At 55.4% G+C, this 13,622-nt stretch carries 13 protein-coding genes; 8 read left to right on the top strand and 5 right to left on the bottom strand.

The window, feature by feature from the left end:
- The first annotated feature begins 49 nt into the window (after window positions 1–49).
- Both BM323_RS09930 and glk read left to right on the top strand, forming a co-directional pair.
- Window positions 50–1,702, top strand: coding sequence for an alpha-keto acid decarboxylase family protein (locus BM323_RS09930; RefSeq protein ID WP_008101347.1), 1,653 nt, complete (start codon window positions 50–52; stop codon window positions 1,700–1,702).
- A gap of 160 nt (window positions 1,703–1,862) precedes the next feature.
- Complete coding sequence (gene glk / locus BM323_RS09935; RefSeq protein ID WP_008101345.1) at window positions 1,863–2,828, top strand: glucokinase; 966 nt, start codon at window positions 1,863–1,865, stop codon at window positions 2,826–2,828.
- A 31-nt stretch (window positions 2,829–2,859) separates the two neighbouring features.
- Here glk and BM323_RS09940 read toward each other — a convergent pair whose 3' ends face one another.
- Both BM323_RS09940 and BM323_RS09945 read right to left on the bottom strand, forming a co-directional pair.
- Window positions 2,860–3,585, bottom strand: a complete 726-nt coding sequence (locus BM323_RS09940; protein ID WP_008101343.1) for a LytR/AlgR family response regulator transcription factor — start codon at window positions 3,583–3,585, stop codon at window positions 2,860–2,862.
- Entirely contained in the window at window positions 3,582–5,273 is a 1,692-nt protein-coding gene (locus BM323_RS09945; RefSeq protein ID WP_036647392.1) for a sensor histidine kinase, read from the bottom strand. The genes BM323_RS09940 and BM323_RS09945 overlap by 4 nt, the downstream gene beginning before the upstream one ends.
- Window positions 5,274–5,579: 306 nt before the next feature.
- Between BM323_RS09945 and BM323_RS09950 the strand changes: the two genes are divergently transcribed.
- Together BM323_RS09950 and alaC are read left to right on the top strand one after the other, a co-directional pair.
- Window positions 5,580–6,104 (top strand): GNAT family N-acetyltransferase, encoded by a 525-nt coding sequence (locus tag BM323_RS09950; RefSeq protein ID WP_008101336.1) that lies wholly within the window; start codon window positions 5,580–5,582, stop codon window positions 6,102–6,104.
- A gap of 118 nt (window positions 6,105–6,222) precedes the next feature.
- The gene (alaC, locus tag BM323_RS09955; RefSeq protein ID WP_008101332.1) at window positions 6,223–7,461 is read left to right on the top strand and encodes an alanine transaminase; all 1,239 of its coding nucleotides are present in this window, start codon (window positions 6,223–6,225) and stop codon (window positions 7,459–7,461) included.
- Window positions 7,462–7,502: 41 nt separating this feature from the next.
- On the opposite strand, the gene ypdK is transcribed toward alaC, so the two are convergent.
- From ypdK to BM323_RS09965, 3 genes are all read right to left on the bottom strand, one after another.
- Complete coding sequence (ypdK, locus tag BM323_RS24285; protein ID WP_099686956.1) at window positions 7,503–7,574, bottom strand: membrane protein YpdK; 72 nt, start codon at window positions 7,572–7,574, stop codon at window positions 7,503–7,505.
- Between the two features lie 203 nt (window positions 7,575–7,777).
- Window positions 7,778–8,806 carry an HlyD family secretion protein gene (locus tag BM323_RS09960; RefSeq protein WP_008101330.1) on the bottom strand — a complete coding sequence of 343 codons (1,029 nt, stop codon included), beginning with the start codon at window positions 8,804–8,806 and terminating at the stop codon, window positions 7,778–7,780.
- A gap of 5 nt (window positions 8,807–8,811) precedes the next feature.
- Entirely contained in the window at window positions 8,812–10,413 is a 1,602-nt protein-coding gene (locus tag BM323_RS09965; RefSeq protein ID WP_008101328.1) for an MFS transporter, read from the bottom strand.
- A 150-nt stretch (window positions 10,414–10,563) separates the two neighbouring features.
- On the opposite strand from BM323_RS09965, the gene BM323_RS09970 reads away from it, so the two are divergent.
- The 4 genes from BM323_RS09970 (at window position 10,564) to BM323_RS09985 (ending at window position 13,155) form a co-directional block, all read left to right on the top strand.
- A complete protein-coding gene (locus BM323_RS09970) occupies window positions 10,564–11,349 on the top strand; it encodes an IclR family transcriptional regulator (protein ID WP_008101326.1) in 786 nt (261 codons plus the stop codon).
- 7 nt (window positions 11,350–11,356) lie between these two features.
- On the top strand, window positions 11,357–11,809 hold the full coding sequence (locus tag BM323_RS09975) for a universal stress protein (protein WP_008101323.1): 453 nt from the start codon (window positions 11,357–11,359) through the stop codon (window positions 11,807–11,809).
- A gap of 9 nt (window positions 11,810–11,818) precedes the next feature.
- Complete coding sequence (locus BM323_RS09980) at window positions 11,819–12,622, top strand: hypothetical protein (protein ID WP_008101321.1); 804 nt, start codon at window positions 11,819–11,821, stop codon at window positions 12,620–12,622.
- A 251-nt stretch (window positions 12,623–12,873) separates the two neighbouring features.
- On the top strand, window positions 12,874–13,155 hold the full coding sequence (locus BM323_RS09985; RefSeq protein WP_008101319.1) for a putative periplasmic lipoprotein: 282 nt from the start codon (window positions 12,874–12,876) through the stop codon (window positions 13,153–13,155).
- Window positions 13,156–13,622: the final 467 nt, after the last annotated feature.

A 13,622-nucleotide genomic window follows, 5' to 3' on the forward strand; every position in this document is an offset into this window, starting at 1 on the left:
CAGCCACATCGCTAATACTCCTGATTATCCCCTTAACAAGGAGCTGTCGATGAAAACCCCCAACGTTGGCGATTATTTACTGCACCGATTACAGCAAAGCGGCATCCGACATCTGTTCGGCGTGCCGGGCGATTACAACCTGCAATTCCTCGACAGTGTAATTGCGCATCCCGAAATTGCCTGGGTTGGCTGCGCCAATGAACTGAATGCGGCTTATGCAGCGGATGGTTACGGCCGATGTAACGGCGCGGCGGCACTGCTGACCACGTTTGGCGTCGGCGAGCTCAGCGCGATTAACGGCATCGCCGGCAGCTATGCCGAATATGTACCGGTGATTCATATTGTGGGCGCGCCCGCGAGTCAGGCGCAGCAGCAAGGCGATTGCGTGCACCATTCGCTGGGTGATGGCGATTTTGGTCATTTCCTGCGAATGGCGCAGGAAGTGAGTGTGGCATCTGCGGTGCTGACGGCGGAGAACGCGGTAGTGGAGATCGATCGCGTTATCAGCGAGGCGCTAACGCAACATCGTCCCGGCTATTTATTGCTGGCGGTGGATGTGGCGGCGGCTGAGATTTCGCTGCCAGAGGAAAAAATTACAGCCGCAGATAACCATCAGCAGGTTGCCGCAGCCTTTGCCGATGCGGCAGAACGTTTGCTGGCACCGGCGCAGCGCGTGGCGTTGTTGGCGGATTTCCTTGCCGCGCGCTGGCAGTTGCAGCCGCAGCTTGAGGCATTGCGCCAGCTGCGCGCGATTCCTGCCGCCACCTTATTGATGGGCAAAGGCGTGCTCAACGAGCAGCAGCCGGGTTATGTCGGCACTTACGCCGCGCAAGGCAGCAGCGATGCGGTGCGCCAGGCGATCGAAGATACCGACGTCACGCTGTGCGTCGGCGTGCGGTTTACCGACACCTTAACCGCCGGCTTCACGCAAAATCTGCCCGCCGAACGTGTGATCGATCTGCAGCCGTTTCAGGCCACGGTCGCTGGTGAGGTGTTTGCGCCGTTAAGCATGCAGCAGGCGCTGGCGGCGCTGACGCCGATTTATCAGCGTCACTGTGCGCACTGGCGGCTGGCGGATGCGCCTGAGTGCGAAGAAAGTGAGCAAATTGCTGCGGCGGTAATCAGTCAGCAGGCATTCTGGCGGGCGATGCAGCGCTTCCTGCAGCCGGGTGATATTATCCTCGCCGATCAAGGCACTGCGGCCTTTGGTGCGGCGGCGCTGCGTTTACCGCAGGATGCGCAATTGCTGGTGCAACCGCTGTGGGGATCGATTGGCTATACTTTACCCGCCACCTTTGGTGCGCAAACCGCGCAGCCGGATCGTCGGGTCATCCTGATTATTGGCGATGGCTCCGCGCAGCTGACGATTCAGGAGTTGGGTTCGATGCTACGCGACGGCCAGCAGCCGATCATTTTCCTGATTAACAATGATGGCTACACGGTTGAGCGCGCGATTCACGGTGCTGAACAACGTTACAACGATATCGCGCAGTGGAACTGGACCGCGCTGCCGCAGGCGCTGAGCCAAGAGTGCGCGGCGCAGAGCTGGCGCGTCAGCGAAACGGTGCAGCTGGACGCGGTGATGGAGCAATTAATGCGGAATCGGCGTCTGTCGCTGGTGGAAGTGGTGATGGACAAACAGGACTTGCCGCCGCTGCTGCGTAAGGTCACCGCCGCACTGCATCAGCGTAACAGTGGCTAAATTTCGGAAAGTTGCCGCTGGGAAGTCGGGCAGGCGATCGGTAGGCTGTGCAGCATCTTTAAATGGATTACGCCCATCGTGCAGGTGGGCGTTGTTGTTTTATTGGCAGGCTTTTATAGTGTCCTGCAATTGTTTATGACCCAAGCGGAGCAGCAGAAGAATGACAACATACGCCCTGGTCGGCGATGTGGGCGGTACCAATGCCCGTCTCGCATTGTGTGAGGTAGAAAACGGTGCTATCTCCCAAGCCCAAACCTTCTCAACATCAGACTACGACAATCTCGAAGCGGTGATCCGTCACTATCTCGATGAGCAAAAACAGGACATTAAGCACGCCTGTATCGCCATTGCCTGTCCGATCACCGGCGATTGGGTAGAGATGACCAACCACGATTGGGCGTTCTCTACCAAAGTGATGAAAGAGAATCTGGCGCTGGAAAGCCTGGAGATCATCAATGATTTCACCGCCGTTTCAATGGCGATTCCGATGCTGAGCGAAAAGGAAGTGATTCAGTTTGGCGGCAAAGCGCCCGTTGAAGGCAAGCCCATCGCGATTTACGGTGCCGGCACCGGCCTCGGCGTCAGCCATTTAGTGCACGTGGATAAGCGCTGGATCAGCTTACCGGGCGAGGGCGGCCACGTTGACTTCGCGCCGAACAGCGAAGAAGAGGGTGAAATTCTCGAAGTGCTGCGCGCGGAGATTGGTCACGTTTCAGCTGAACGCGTACTGTCCGGTGCCGGTTTGGTCAATCTTTATCGCGCCATCGTGAAGTCTGATGAGCGTGAGCCAGAAAACCTCAAGCCAAAAGATGTTACCGAGCGCGCGTTGCAAGACAGCTGCATCGATTGCCGTCGCGCACTGTCGCTGTTCTGCGTCATTATGGGTCGTTTCGGCGGCAACCTGGCGCTGAATCTGGGCACCTTCGGCGGCGTCTATATCGCCGGTGGTATCGTGCCGCGCTTCCTCGACTTCTTTAAAGCGTCCGGTTTTCGCGCGGCGTTTGAAGATAAAGGCCGCTTCCGCGATTACCTGGTCGATATTCCGGTGTATATGATCACTCACGATCAGCCGGGCTTGCTGGGCGCCGGTGCGCACCTGCGTCAGGTGCTGGGCCGCGAACTGTAAGCACTCAGGCGAGCGGCATCCGCCGTTCGCCTTATAACCTCATCAACTGCCGAAAGGCTTTCACCTTGCTGCGACTCACCGGCACCTGCGCATCCAAATCACGCAACTTCACCAAATAGGTATTGTTAAACCACGGCTCGATTTCCCGAATCTTGCTCAGATTGACGCAGTAAGATCGATGGCAGCGGAAGAACTGCTGTTCCGGCAAACGGCTGCAAAACTCACTGATCACCATCGACATCACATAGGCTTCGCGTCGCGTATAAACAAACGTCAGCTTCTCGTGCGCCTCAACGTAATAGATCTCATTGATATCGGTGACGATGATGCGTTCATCTTTCACCAGATTAACGGTTTGTGGCGAGCTGGCCGCCGCGTTTTGCGGTTGCGACTGCTGCTGGGCGCTGGCTTCCAGTTTTTGCAGCATCGTCATGATGCGCGACTCGTGATACGGCTTGAGAATGTAGTCAAAGGCGTCCAGTTCAAACGCGTCAACCGCATGCTCTTTCCACGCGGTGATAAACACAATCAATGGCTTATGGGCAAACTGATTGATGTTTTGCGCCAGCAGCATGCCATCCAGCGACGGAATGTTGATGTCGAGGAAAATCACATCCACCCGATGGTTCTGCAGATATTTCAGCACCTCCAGCCCATCATCAAAGCAGGCCTCAACGCTGATTTGGCTGTGTTGCTGAATCATCCAGCTTAACTCTTGCTGGGCGAGAAACTCGTCTTCAACGATGATGGCTTTCACGTGGCGGTTTCCGTGGTGGGGCGCAGCGGCGCAGGTAGCGGCTGACCATTCTTGCTAAGCGTAAAGGCGATTTCAGTGCCGGGATGATGGCGGGTGATAACCAAACCCTGGCCTGAGAGCAATTTCACGCGATGATGCACATTCAGCAGACCAATCTTGTTACCGGGCATCTCATTACGCGCCACGCGGCTCATCACATCCTCGCTGATGCCGTCGCCGGTATCACGCACCGCGACGCGTACACGATCGCCCAAATCTTTCACGCTCAGCGTTACCACGCCTTTGCCGCGACAAGGCTGAATGCCGTGCACAATGGCGTTCTCCACCAGCGGTTGAATCAGCAGGCTAGGCAGCGTGAAGTGCAGATCTTCATCCACGTCATAAATCATCGACAGCTTGTCGCCGAAACGCGCCTGCTCAATCGCGATGTAGTCCTTCACCTGCCACAACTCTTTCTTGATATCGATAAGCTCGTCATCGTTGAGTTCGAGGTTGTAGCGCAGATAACGCGACAGGTTAATCACCAACTGGCGCGCCGTATCTGGATTAAGGCGAATCGATGAGGAAATAGCATTCAGCGCGTTAAACAGGAAATGCGGGTTAATTTTACTCTGCAGCGCGCGCAATTCAGCCTTGTTCGCCATCTCGCGCAGCTGCTCAGCCCGCGACACTTCCAACTGGGTGGAGATGATTTGCGACAGCCCAATCGCCATTTCTTTCAGCGAACCGGTGATGCGATGCGCACGGCGATAATAGATTTTTAGCGTGCCGGTCACTTCCCCTTTTTCCCAAAGGGGAATAACCAGCATCGAGTGAATATCTTTGGTGCGATGCGCCTCATCGTTGTTCTTGATGATGATTTTGCCGCTGGCGATCGCCTGCGCGGTGGTTGGGCTGATGGCATCATCGCCATTGTGATAGTTCTGCTCGCCGTAACCGACGTAAGCGAGGATCTGTTTGTTATTGGTGATGGCGACCGCATCGGCGTGAATGTCGCTGCGGATGATGTCACACACTTTATGCAGTGACTGGCTATCAACCTGACGAAACAGCGGCAATGTTTTGTTGGCGATCTCCAGCGCCAGCTTGGCCTGACGCGCCGCAATCGCCTCTTTCTCACCCTCAACGCTCTGCACCAGCAGCACGATTAAACCGATGCTCGATGCGCCCAGAATCATTGGCAGCGCAATCTCGGAAACAATCGCCAGGCCCAGCGTCATAGGCTTGGCCCACAATACAATTAGCAGCATGGTCAGGCTTTCGCACAACATGCCGCCGAGAATACCGGCGCGCCAGCGCTGCTCTTTACTCACCCGGCGATTAATCACGCCGGAAGCGATGCCGGCAATGATGCTGGTGATCAGGCAAGGCACCGCCGTGACGCCATCCATATCAATCAGATAGCGATGCAAACCGGCAATCACACCGGTGGCGATGCCCACCCACGGACCAAACAGAATGCCGCCGGACATCACCGCAATCACACGCACATTGAGCAGCGAACCGTCGACATTAATCCCCGACCAGGTGCTGAATAGCGCAAACAGCGAGAATATTGCCGTCACCACCACTTTTTCGCGCACCGAATGCTCATCTTTTTGCAGCAGCTGACGAAACACCCGCGTACGAGTGAGGAAGAACAGGCAAATCAGCATCAGCGCCGCGCGGTCAAAAACCGCCAGCAGCATGTCGAAGTGGGAAGGCAAGGGCATCTCTCAGGCAAGAAACGGGAGGCTATGATAAAAAATGTGATCACGATCCGCCAGCGCCACGGCAATCTGCAGACCTTTCTCGTAGCCAGGATCAATTTTTAACATGCAGGTCGCCATAAATGGCAATCGTACTCCGCCTTTGTAGGGGCGCCATTCATGGCGACCTCCCGAAAAGAGGAATACTTGACTAACAAAAAGAGGATTAACGAAAGCGTGCGCCGATCGCTGGTTGTGAATACGCCGGTTTGCTATGTTGCCGTATAAAAAAATGGGAGCTCAACCATGCAATTACTCACTCCACGTTTATACCTCAGCCGGCTTCAGCCAGAAGACTGGCAGATTTTCAAAGCGGTACACCAGGACGCCGCCACCATGACGTGGGTTAGTGAAATCCCGGATGAAAACGATATCCGTCAACGTTTTAACGAGCGTTTGGCGCCGTGGCAGGCGAGTAGTTTTCATATGTTGTGTCTGGTGGCGCGCATCCGGGAAAGCGATGAGCCGATTGGGTTGTTTGGCTGTAGCGCCGAATGGCATCCGTATCGTCAGGCCGAAGTGGGTTACATGCTACGCGCGGCCTTTACCGGCTTGGGTTATGGCAGTGAAGCGCTCGACGCGCTGTGCCAGTTTTTACTGCAGGCAGAATTTCATAAGTTAAAAGCGATGGTGATTGAGGGGAATTGGCCGTCGCGCCGCATTCTGGAGAAGAATGGTTTCGCCCTTGAGGGCACGTTACGGGATAATTATCTGCTAAATGGCCAATGGGTAAGCGATTGGGTGTTTGGCCGCCTGAATCCTGAATATTGAAAAAATTTTATTCCGCTCTCGACAATCTTGTTATCAGCGCGTTATGTTCTTGGTGCGGTCACCACAGTGACCCACGTCGCTCGGACGGTCCGGGCGCTTACGTAAACCAGAGGACATCATGGCTGATAACAGCACACCCCGTCGTTTCTCGCGTATTGAACGCCTTCCCCCGTATGTTTTTAACATCACCGCTGAATTGAAGATGGCTGCGCGTCGGCGCGGCGAAGACATCATCGATTTCTCAATGGGCAATCCGGATGGCCCTACGCCGCCGCACATCGTTGAAAAACTTTGTCAGGTAGCGCAGCGCGAAGACACGCACGGTTACTCAACCTCGAAAGGCATTCCCCGTTTGCGTCGCGCGATTTCGCGCTGGTACGCAGACCGTTATCAGGTAGAAATCGATCCGGAATCGGAAGCGATTGTCACCATCGGCTCGAAAGAGGGTTTGGCGCACTTAATGCTGGCCACGCTCGATCACGGCGACACTGTGCTGGTACCGAATCCCAGCTATCCGATTCACATTTACGGCGCGGTGATTGCCGGCGCGCAGGTGCGTTCTGTCCCGCTGGTGGCGGGCGTTGATTTCTTCAACGAGCTGGAGCGAGCGATTCGCGAAAGCTATCCCAAACCGAAGATGATGATTCTTGGCTTCCCGTCGAATCCTACGGCGCAATGCGTTGAGCTCGATTTCTTCGAACGCGTCATCGCGCTGGCGAAGCAGTACAACGTGCTGGTGATCCACGATCTCGCCTACGCTGACATCACCTACGATGGCTGGAAAGCGCCGTCGATTATGCAGGTGCCGGGTGCGCGTGATGTGGCGGTAGAATTCTTTACCCTGTCGAAAAGCTACAACATGGCCGGCTGGCGTATCGGCTTTATGGTCGGTAACAAAGAGCTGGTTTCAGCACTGGCGCGTATCAAGAGTTATCACGATTACGGCACCTTCACACCATTGCAGGTAGCGGCGATAGCGGCGCTGGAAGGCGATCAACAGTGCGTGCGTGATATCGCTGAGCAGTACAAACGCCGCCGCGATGTGCTGGTGAAAGGCCTGCACGAAGCGGGCTGGATGGTCGATCTGCCGAAGGCGTCGATGTACGTTTGGGCGAAAATCCCCGATCACTACGCGCATCTTGGCTCGCTGGAGTTCGCCAAATTACTGATGCAGGAAGCCAAAGTGTGCGTCTCGCCAGGCATCGGTTTTGGTGATTACGGTGATACCCATGTGCGTTTTGCGCTGATTGAAAACAGCGATCGTATTCGTCAGGCGGTGCGGGGGATTAAATCGATGTTCCGTGCCGATGGCATTTTGCCGGGAACGGTGAAAGCGCTGGAAGAAGAAGAGGAATAACCAGTAAGTGGGGCGACTCAGCGTCGCCCCGCCTGGCGGCTCTACAGCATCAGTACAAAGGTACCGACCCAAAGCAACAGGAAGAAAGAAATTCCCATCAAAGCGTATCTCACAAAAACAACTCCTCTGAGCGGCTACCCGGCGGGCGATCCCAAACCCGCGTAACCCGAACAGAATAAGAGAAAGGTGGAGTTCATCAGCGCTACACGCTTTCTTCTCAGGTCGCTCCAGGCAAGCCCGGAACAGGATCGAGGGCTAATTTACGCGGATTTGTCCCAAAAATAAATAGGCCGCTTCTGAGATATCGCTCACATTTTCAGCGGGTCTCAATCTCCGGTATCGCCGACATTCCCACACGCAGTTTTGCCAGATCCGGCTGGTTCTCATCGAGCACAATTTTCACCGGTAAACGCTGTACCACTTTGGTGTAATTGCCGGTGGCGTTGTCAGGTGAAATGGCGGAAAACGTCGCGCCCGTCGCCGGGGCAATACTATCCACGCGACCGGTAAATACTCTGCCCGGCAAGGCATCCACCTTCACGTTCACTTTCTGCCCTTGCTGCACATCCGCCAGCTGCGTTTCCAGATAATTTGCGGTGATATAGGTTTGCTGCAACGGCACCACCGCCAGCAAACGCGTGCCCGCGCTAACGTAGGCGCCGAGACGCACTGAACGCTGGCCGACCATGCCATCCACCGGCGCCACAATGCGCGTATAGGAAAGATTGAGCTGTGCCTGATCGACGCTGGCCTGCGCGGCAGTAACATCGGCTGCGGCCTGACGCACTGCGGCTTGCAGCACGCCAACTTGCTTGACGGCAGAAGCCAGCGCTGCTTCGCTCTGGCGCACGGTGGCTGAGGCGGAACGCTGCGTTGAGTTGGCTTTTTGCTGATCGTCTGCAGCGATGGTGCCACTTTTATACAGCTGGTTGTAACGCGCAGCGCTCTGTCCGGCGTACTGCGCTGAAGCCTGGCTCGCCGCTAACGTGGCTTTCGCCTGGTCGATAGTGGATTGCTGCTGTTCCAGCTGCGCCTGGCTACTCAAACGCTTGGCCTCGCTGACCTGCAAATTGGCCTGTGCGGTTTCTAATGCTACGCGGTAGTCGCGATCGTCGAGCGTGGCCAGCAGTTCGCCGGCCTTCACGCGCTGGTTATCCTGCACGTTGACGCTGGCGATGTAGCCGGAAACTTTTGGCGCAACCAGCGTGTAATCAGCATTCACATAGGCATCGGTGGTGCGATGATCGTTGCCGGTCATCGATGACCAGACAAAAAAGGCCATCGCCAATAACACCAGTAATAAGGCGCTCAACAGCACCGTTCTTTTCAGAGCAAAAGCTTGCATATCAATTATCTCGACGTCGTCGTAACAGGTTGAATCAGTGTTTGTGGTGGCCACACGCGTTTCGGCAGCCAGGCGGTTAACAGTAAAAGCAGGGCGGCGAAGGCAATCAGCATCTGGTAGCAATCACTCAGGCTCAGCACCATCGCCTGCTGTTTCAGCAAGGTGGCGAAGCCGCTGAGGTTTTCTGCGCTGCTGGCGCTGCCGTCTGGCAGCAACGGCAAGCTGCTGCTGGATTGCGCGCTATTCGGTGCGATCATCAGCCACGCACGGCTGGCGGCGCTATCGACCAGCACGTTGGAGTGGAATTTTTCACGGTGGCTGATAAACCACTCCACCAGCGTACTGGCGGCGATGCTGGAGAAACCGCGCACGGTGTTGAACATCGCCGAGGCGAACGGGCCTTCCGGCGGCGCGACCACGCTGGTGGCGCTCATCAGCACTGGCAAAATCACCATCGGCTGACCAAACGCCTGCAGAATCTGTATCAGCCAGAAATTCTGCCGCGCCCAATCAGTAGTGATGTGCATGCCCATCAGGCAGGACGTCACCAACAGCGCCACGCCCGCCGTCAACATCCAGCGACAATCCACCCAGCGAATATTCAGCAGCGCGGCAACAAAAGGCGCGATCAGCAACTGCGGCAAGCCGATGGTTAACGCCAGCGGGGCGAACTGCAGCGTGCGGAAACCTTGCACCTGCGCCAGATAGGCTGAAGGCAGCGCCGAACCAGACAGCGACAGAATCAGCACGCCCGCCAGCACCAGCAAGCCGTGCGCGAGATTGCGCCGTCCCAGCATCTGCAATTTGAACAGCGGCAGCGGGTGAAACCATTCATTAATAAAGAACACAGTCAGCAACGCCAGCGCGCTGAATAATAGGCCGCTGAATAACGGCGATTCGAGCCAGTCGAGCCGCTCGCCCTGCGTCAGTGCCAGAATCAGCAGCGCCATACCGGAACAACCGGTTAGCATGCCAAACAGATCGATCTGTTTGAAACGCTCAAGGCGCAGCGGATCTTGCGGTATACCCCAGCTAATCAGCAGCATGGCGATCAGCATGGCCGGCACCACTTGCCAGAAGACAAACAGCCAACTGACGTCATCGGTCCAGAATGCTGCCAGCGAAGCGGCCATATTCGGGCCGAAGGTGGCGGTCAGCGCATAACCCGCTAATCCGTATAATTTGATCGGCGGCGGCAGGAAGCGCAGCGCAACGGTCATCAGCATCGGCGGCAGCGCACCGCCAAACAATCCCTGCACCACGCGCAAGGCGATAAACAGCGTGGTATTGGGCATCAGCGGCAGCAGCAGGCCGCTCAGCATAAATCCGGCCGAGACGGTGAGCGCAAAACGGCGCAAAGAAAAGGTGACGGCGAACCAGGGCGCAATCATCATTGCCGCAACTTCAGCGGCTTGATACGCGGAGATAATCCAGCTGCCTTGATCGTAACTGATGCCGATGGCGGCGCGGATATCGGCTAGCGCGATATCGGTGACGCGATCGTTTAATCCCGATGTGAGCGCGGCAATCAGCACGCCAACCAATCCCAGCGCCAGGCGCAGAGTAAACGGATGGGGTGCCGGAGCCGCAATGGGCTGGGCGTTCATAGCAGGCTTCTCGTTATATTGTTGATGCAGTGTATTGCGATGTGATACAGATGGCATCTTACATATCGATATGCTGTATTGCAATGTGATACAGGGTGTAAAAGTGCGATCATTCGCGTTAAAGTAGGGCAGGCCAAAAAGGAACGCATCATGGTTGAACTTCCCTCAAGCCGTGAGGATGAAAAAGCGGGTGGCATTCAGGTCATCGCGCGTGCGGCAAAAATTCTGAATGCGCTGGGTGAGCATCCCGGCGGCATGAGTTTGGGTGAAATTGCGCAGGTGGTCGATCTGCCGCGCTCAACGGTGCAGCGCATTATTGGCGCACTGGACAGCGCACAGCTGGTGCGCAGCAGTGGTGCCGGCGGTTTACGTCTCGGTCCGGCGCTGCTCAAGCTGATCTCCAGCGTGCACAGCGACGTGGTGGAAATCGTGCGTCCGTTCCTCGAACAACTCTCTGCCGAAATCAATGAAACGGTATCGCTGGCGCGGGCCAGCGGCACGCAGCTGGCGATCGTGCATTATGTGGTGGCCTCGCGCGAACTGCGTGTGGTGCCGCGCATTGGTCTGAATCTGCCGCTCTACAGCACATCGGGCGGGCGCGCGTTGCTGGCGCTGGAGAGCGATGAAGATGTGCGCGTAATGGTGGGCGAAGCCTATAAAGAGTTAACCGAGATGACGGTGAAAACCCTGCCGCAATTGCTGGAGCTGATTGCCGAAGTGCGCGCCAGCGGATTAGCGATCGATCGCGGCGAGACGCTGGAGGGCATTTCGACCATGGCGGTTGCCATTGATACGCTGTTTGGCCGCTTCTCTATCTCATTGCTGGTGCCGACGGCGCGTTTTCATAAGCAGGAAGCGCACTATCGTGAGCAAATCATCAAGTGCAAAGACGCCTTGATTCGTGAAATTGGCAAAATGACCGCTGTGGAAGGATAACCAACTGATGAAAACCTTGCTGATGGCCATCGATAACTCTCCGGTGGCGGAAAAAGTGATTGCGTTGACCATTGAACAAGCGCTGGCGCATCAGGCGCAGGTCACGGTGTTGTGCTGCGTGGATCCCGCTTACTCCTCCTGCAATCAACCGATTGAGATTGATGCTGGTGAAGACCCGGATGATTTTGTGGCGGCGAAAGATGAGCAGAACACCGCCGAAATGGTGGTGCGTCATGCGCTGGCGCCGCTGCTGCGCGCGGGCGTGGCGGCAAAGGGATTGATTCTGGCGGGTGAAGCGGCTGAAACCATTGTGGCGCAATCCACACTTTTGCAGGCCAGCATGATCATCATGGGCCGCCGCCATCTGTCGCCATTTAATCGTCTGCTGAAAGGGTCGGTCAGCGCGGCAGTGATTGAGCGCGCCAATTGCCCCGTTTTAATCGATGTACGTAAGGATTAACCCCGTTCGATGCTCTCGCTTTTTCCGATTACGCTAGCGGCGTTCGCGCTGCTGGCGATCATTATTATTCTGCTGGTGCGCACCACTTCTTTACGACTGTGGCAAGGCGTGCTGTTGTTTATCTTGCCGCTGATTTTGGCGAATCTGCTGTGGTTTAGCTGGCTGCATCCGCGTCAGGAGCGTCAGGCGCTGGTGGAAGAGGTGGCAACCCAACTCAGCCTCGCGCCCGGTTATCGTCTGCTAAAAATTCAGGAACCGGCATTGTGGCAGTTGCTCAATCGCGAACTGCTGCATAAACGGCTTGAAGGCGTTCCCGCCGATCAGGCGCTGGGGGATATGCGCGGCTGGTTGATGGATCTGGTCAATCAACGTCTGACACGTGCCAGCGATGCGGCGATCATTGACTACATCCGCGTCTCGGTCGAGGAGATGCAGGCACTGCAGCAGCAGGAACCGCAGCGCTGCTTCCGTTTCCTCTATCCGCAGGTGAATGGCGGCGTCAATTTGCAACAGGTGCTGTCACCGGAATTGAATCAGCGCGATGCGCAGGCGCTCGAAACGTTGCTACAGCAAAGCACCGGCAATGAACAGCCGCTGGATCAGGCTGCGGCGCAGCGCGATCTGCAAAGCGTGGTGGAAAAGCTGTATGGCAAGTGGGGCGATAGGCTGCAACAGCTGAATATGCCGGCGGATACCGCGGTTGATCGCGGCGCGATGTGTGCGATGTCGATTGATCTCTATAGCGGCATTCTCGCATTGCCTGACAAACAAGCGGCCAATCTTTTACGTAAGATGGTCAGCCTTACCGGTTAGCGGGCAAAAAAAAGCCCGCTCAGCGCGGGCATGAAGGTCACTATCAGTATGTTTATTATTAACTCACCTGGTGTGGTGCAGACTTCGTTTTGTCTGGGTACATAATCGCACCGCTGAGTTGATAAGGAAAACCGTTTGGTTTTATCGATTTGATTGGCAAAAGCTTCACTAATCCCGGACATTTCGCGCTTTAATCCTATAGATAAGCGCGGCGTTGCATTTTAGACTGCGACGCTTTAGAGGAAACCCTAATGAAAAAAATGCTTATTAGCGCATTGGCGCTTTTTATGCTGGCCGGTTGTAGCGTCAGCAAACCAGGAGGATTTGAGCGTGTCGATGAAGATACCAGCTCAAATACCGTGCAGTATCGTTACGATCCGCACACGCTGAATAAAGACGCAATGGAGATCGACCTTGCGAATTATTGCAGTCAGCGTGGATTTGATAAGGTGGAATCACTGCCGTCGCAAAATAGCCATTTGCCCGGATTAAAGAAAGCCTGGTATCAATGTAATTACGCGGTAAAAAGCTAAAAAAATAGGGCGGGATAATTTCCCGCCCTTTTTATTTTCTTATTATTTGCTGTGTATATTCTTTGCCCAACTATCTGCGGTGTCCATAACCGCCGTACCCATGATGCCAGCCGCCGCCACCATGATGGCCCCAACCTGGGCCGCCGCCTCCACGATGATGATCGATAATACAGCCACTCAACATCGTCATAATGGCTACAACCGATGCAACCTTAATAACTTTCTTCATGGAGAGTCCTCCTCTGTTCCAATGACGCCAGATTACAGGGGAATAGTGGAGTGAAGATGCAGGAAATGTAGAGTTATTGCTGAATGTATTACGGAGTGTGTCAATTAAATGCTAAAAAAGTCGCGGGGTAAAATAAACCAATCGGAATAAGCTGAATGCCTGATAATAATAACGAGATTACTCCGAAAGGCAAGGCTTAATAATAGCGGTTCTCAATTGATGCTTTATTGTGGATCAA

The organism is Pantoea sp. YR525, from assembly GCF_900116775.1.
In the GTDB taxonomy this organism is placed as follows: Bacteria; Pseudomonadota; Gammaproteobacteria; order Enterobacterales; family Enterobacteriaceae; genus Pantoea; species Pantoea symbiotica.

Excerpts from the sequence above, each read along its gene's own strand:
- BM323_RS09960 (WP_008101330.1), bottom strand. The coding sequence starts at position 8,806 with ATGCAAGCTTTTGCTCTGAAAAGAACGGTGCTGTTGAGCGCCTTATTA.
- BM323_RS09975 (WP_008101323.1), top strand. The coding sequence starts at position 11,357 with ATGAAAACCTTGCTGATGGCCATCGATAACTCTCCGGTGGCGGAAAAA.
- BM323_RS09945 (WP_036647392.1), bottom strand. The coding sequence starts at position 5,273 with ATGCTGCTGGCGGTTTTTGACCGCGCGGCGCTGATGCTGATTTGCCTG.
- BM323_RS09950 (WP_008101336.1), top strand. The coding sequence starts at position 5,580 with ATGCAATTACTCACTCCACGTTTATACCTCAGCCGGCTTCAGCCAGAA.
- BM323_RS09970 (WP_008101326.1), top strand. The coding sequence starts at position 10,564 with ATGGTTGAACTTCCCTCAAGCCGTGAGGATGAAAAAGCGGGTGGCATT.
- BM323_RS09930 (WP_008101347.1), top strand. The coding sequence starts at position 50 with ATGAAAACCCCCAACGTTGGCGATTATTTACTGCACCGATTACAGCAA.
- BM323_RS09965 (WP_008101328.1), bottom strand. The coding sequence starts at position 10,413 with ATGAACGCCCAGCCCATTGCGGCTCCGGCACCCCATCCGTTTACTCTG.
- BM323_RS09980 (WP_008101321.1), top strand. The coding sequence starts at position 11,819 with ATGCTCTCGCTTTTTCCGATTACGCTAGCGGCGTTCGCGCTGCTGGCG.
- BM323_RS09985 (WP_008101319.1), top strand. The coding sequence starts at position 12,874 with ATGAAAAAAATGCTTATTAGCGCATTGGCGCTTTTTATGCTGGCCGGT.
- alaC (WP_008101332.1), top strand. The coding sequence starts at position 6,223 with ATGGCTGATAACAGCACACCCCGTCGTTTCTCGCGTATTGAACGCCTT.
- glk (WP_008101345.1), top strand. The coding sequence starts at position 1,863 with ATGACAACATACGCCCTGGTCGGCGATGTGGGCGGTACCAATGCCCGT.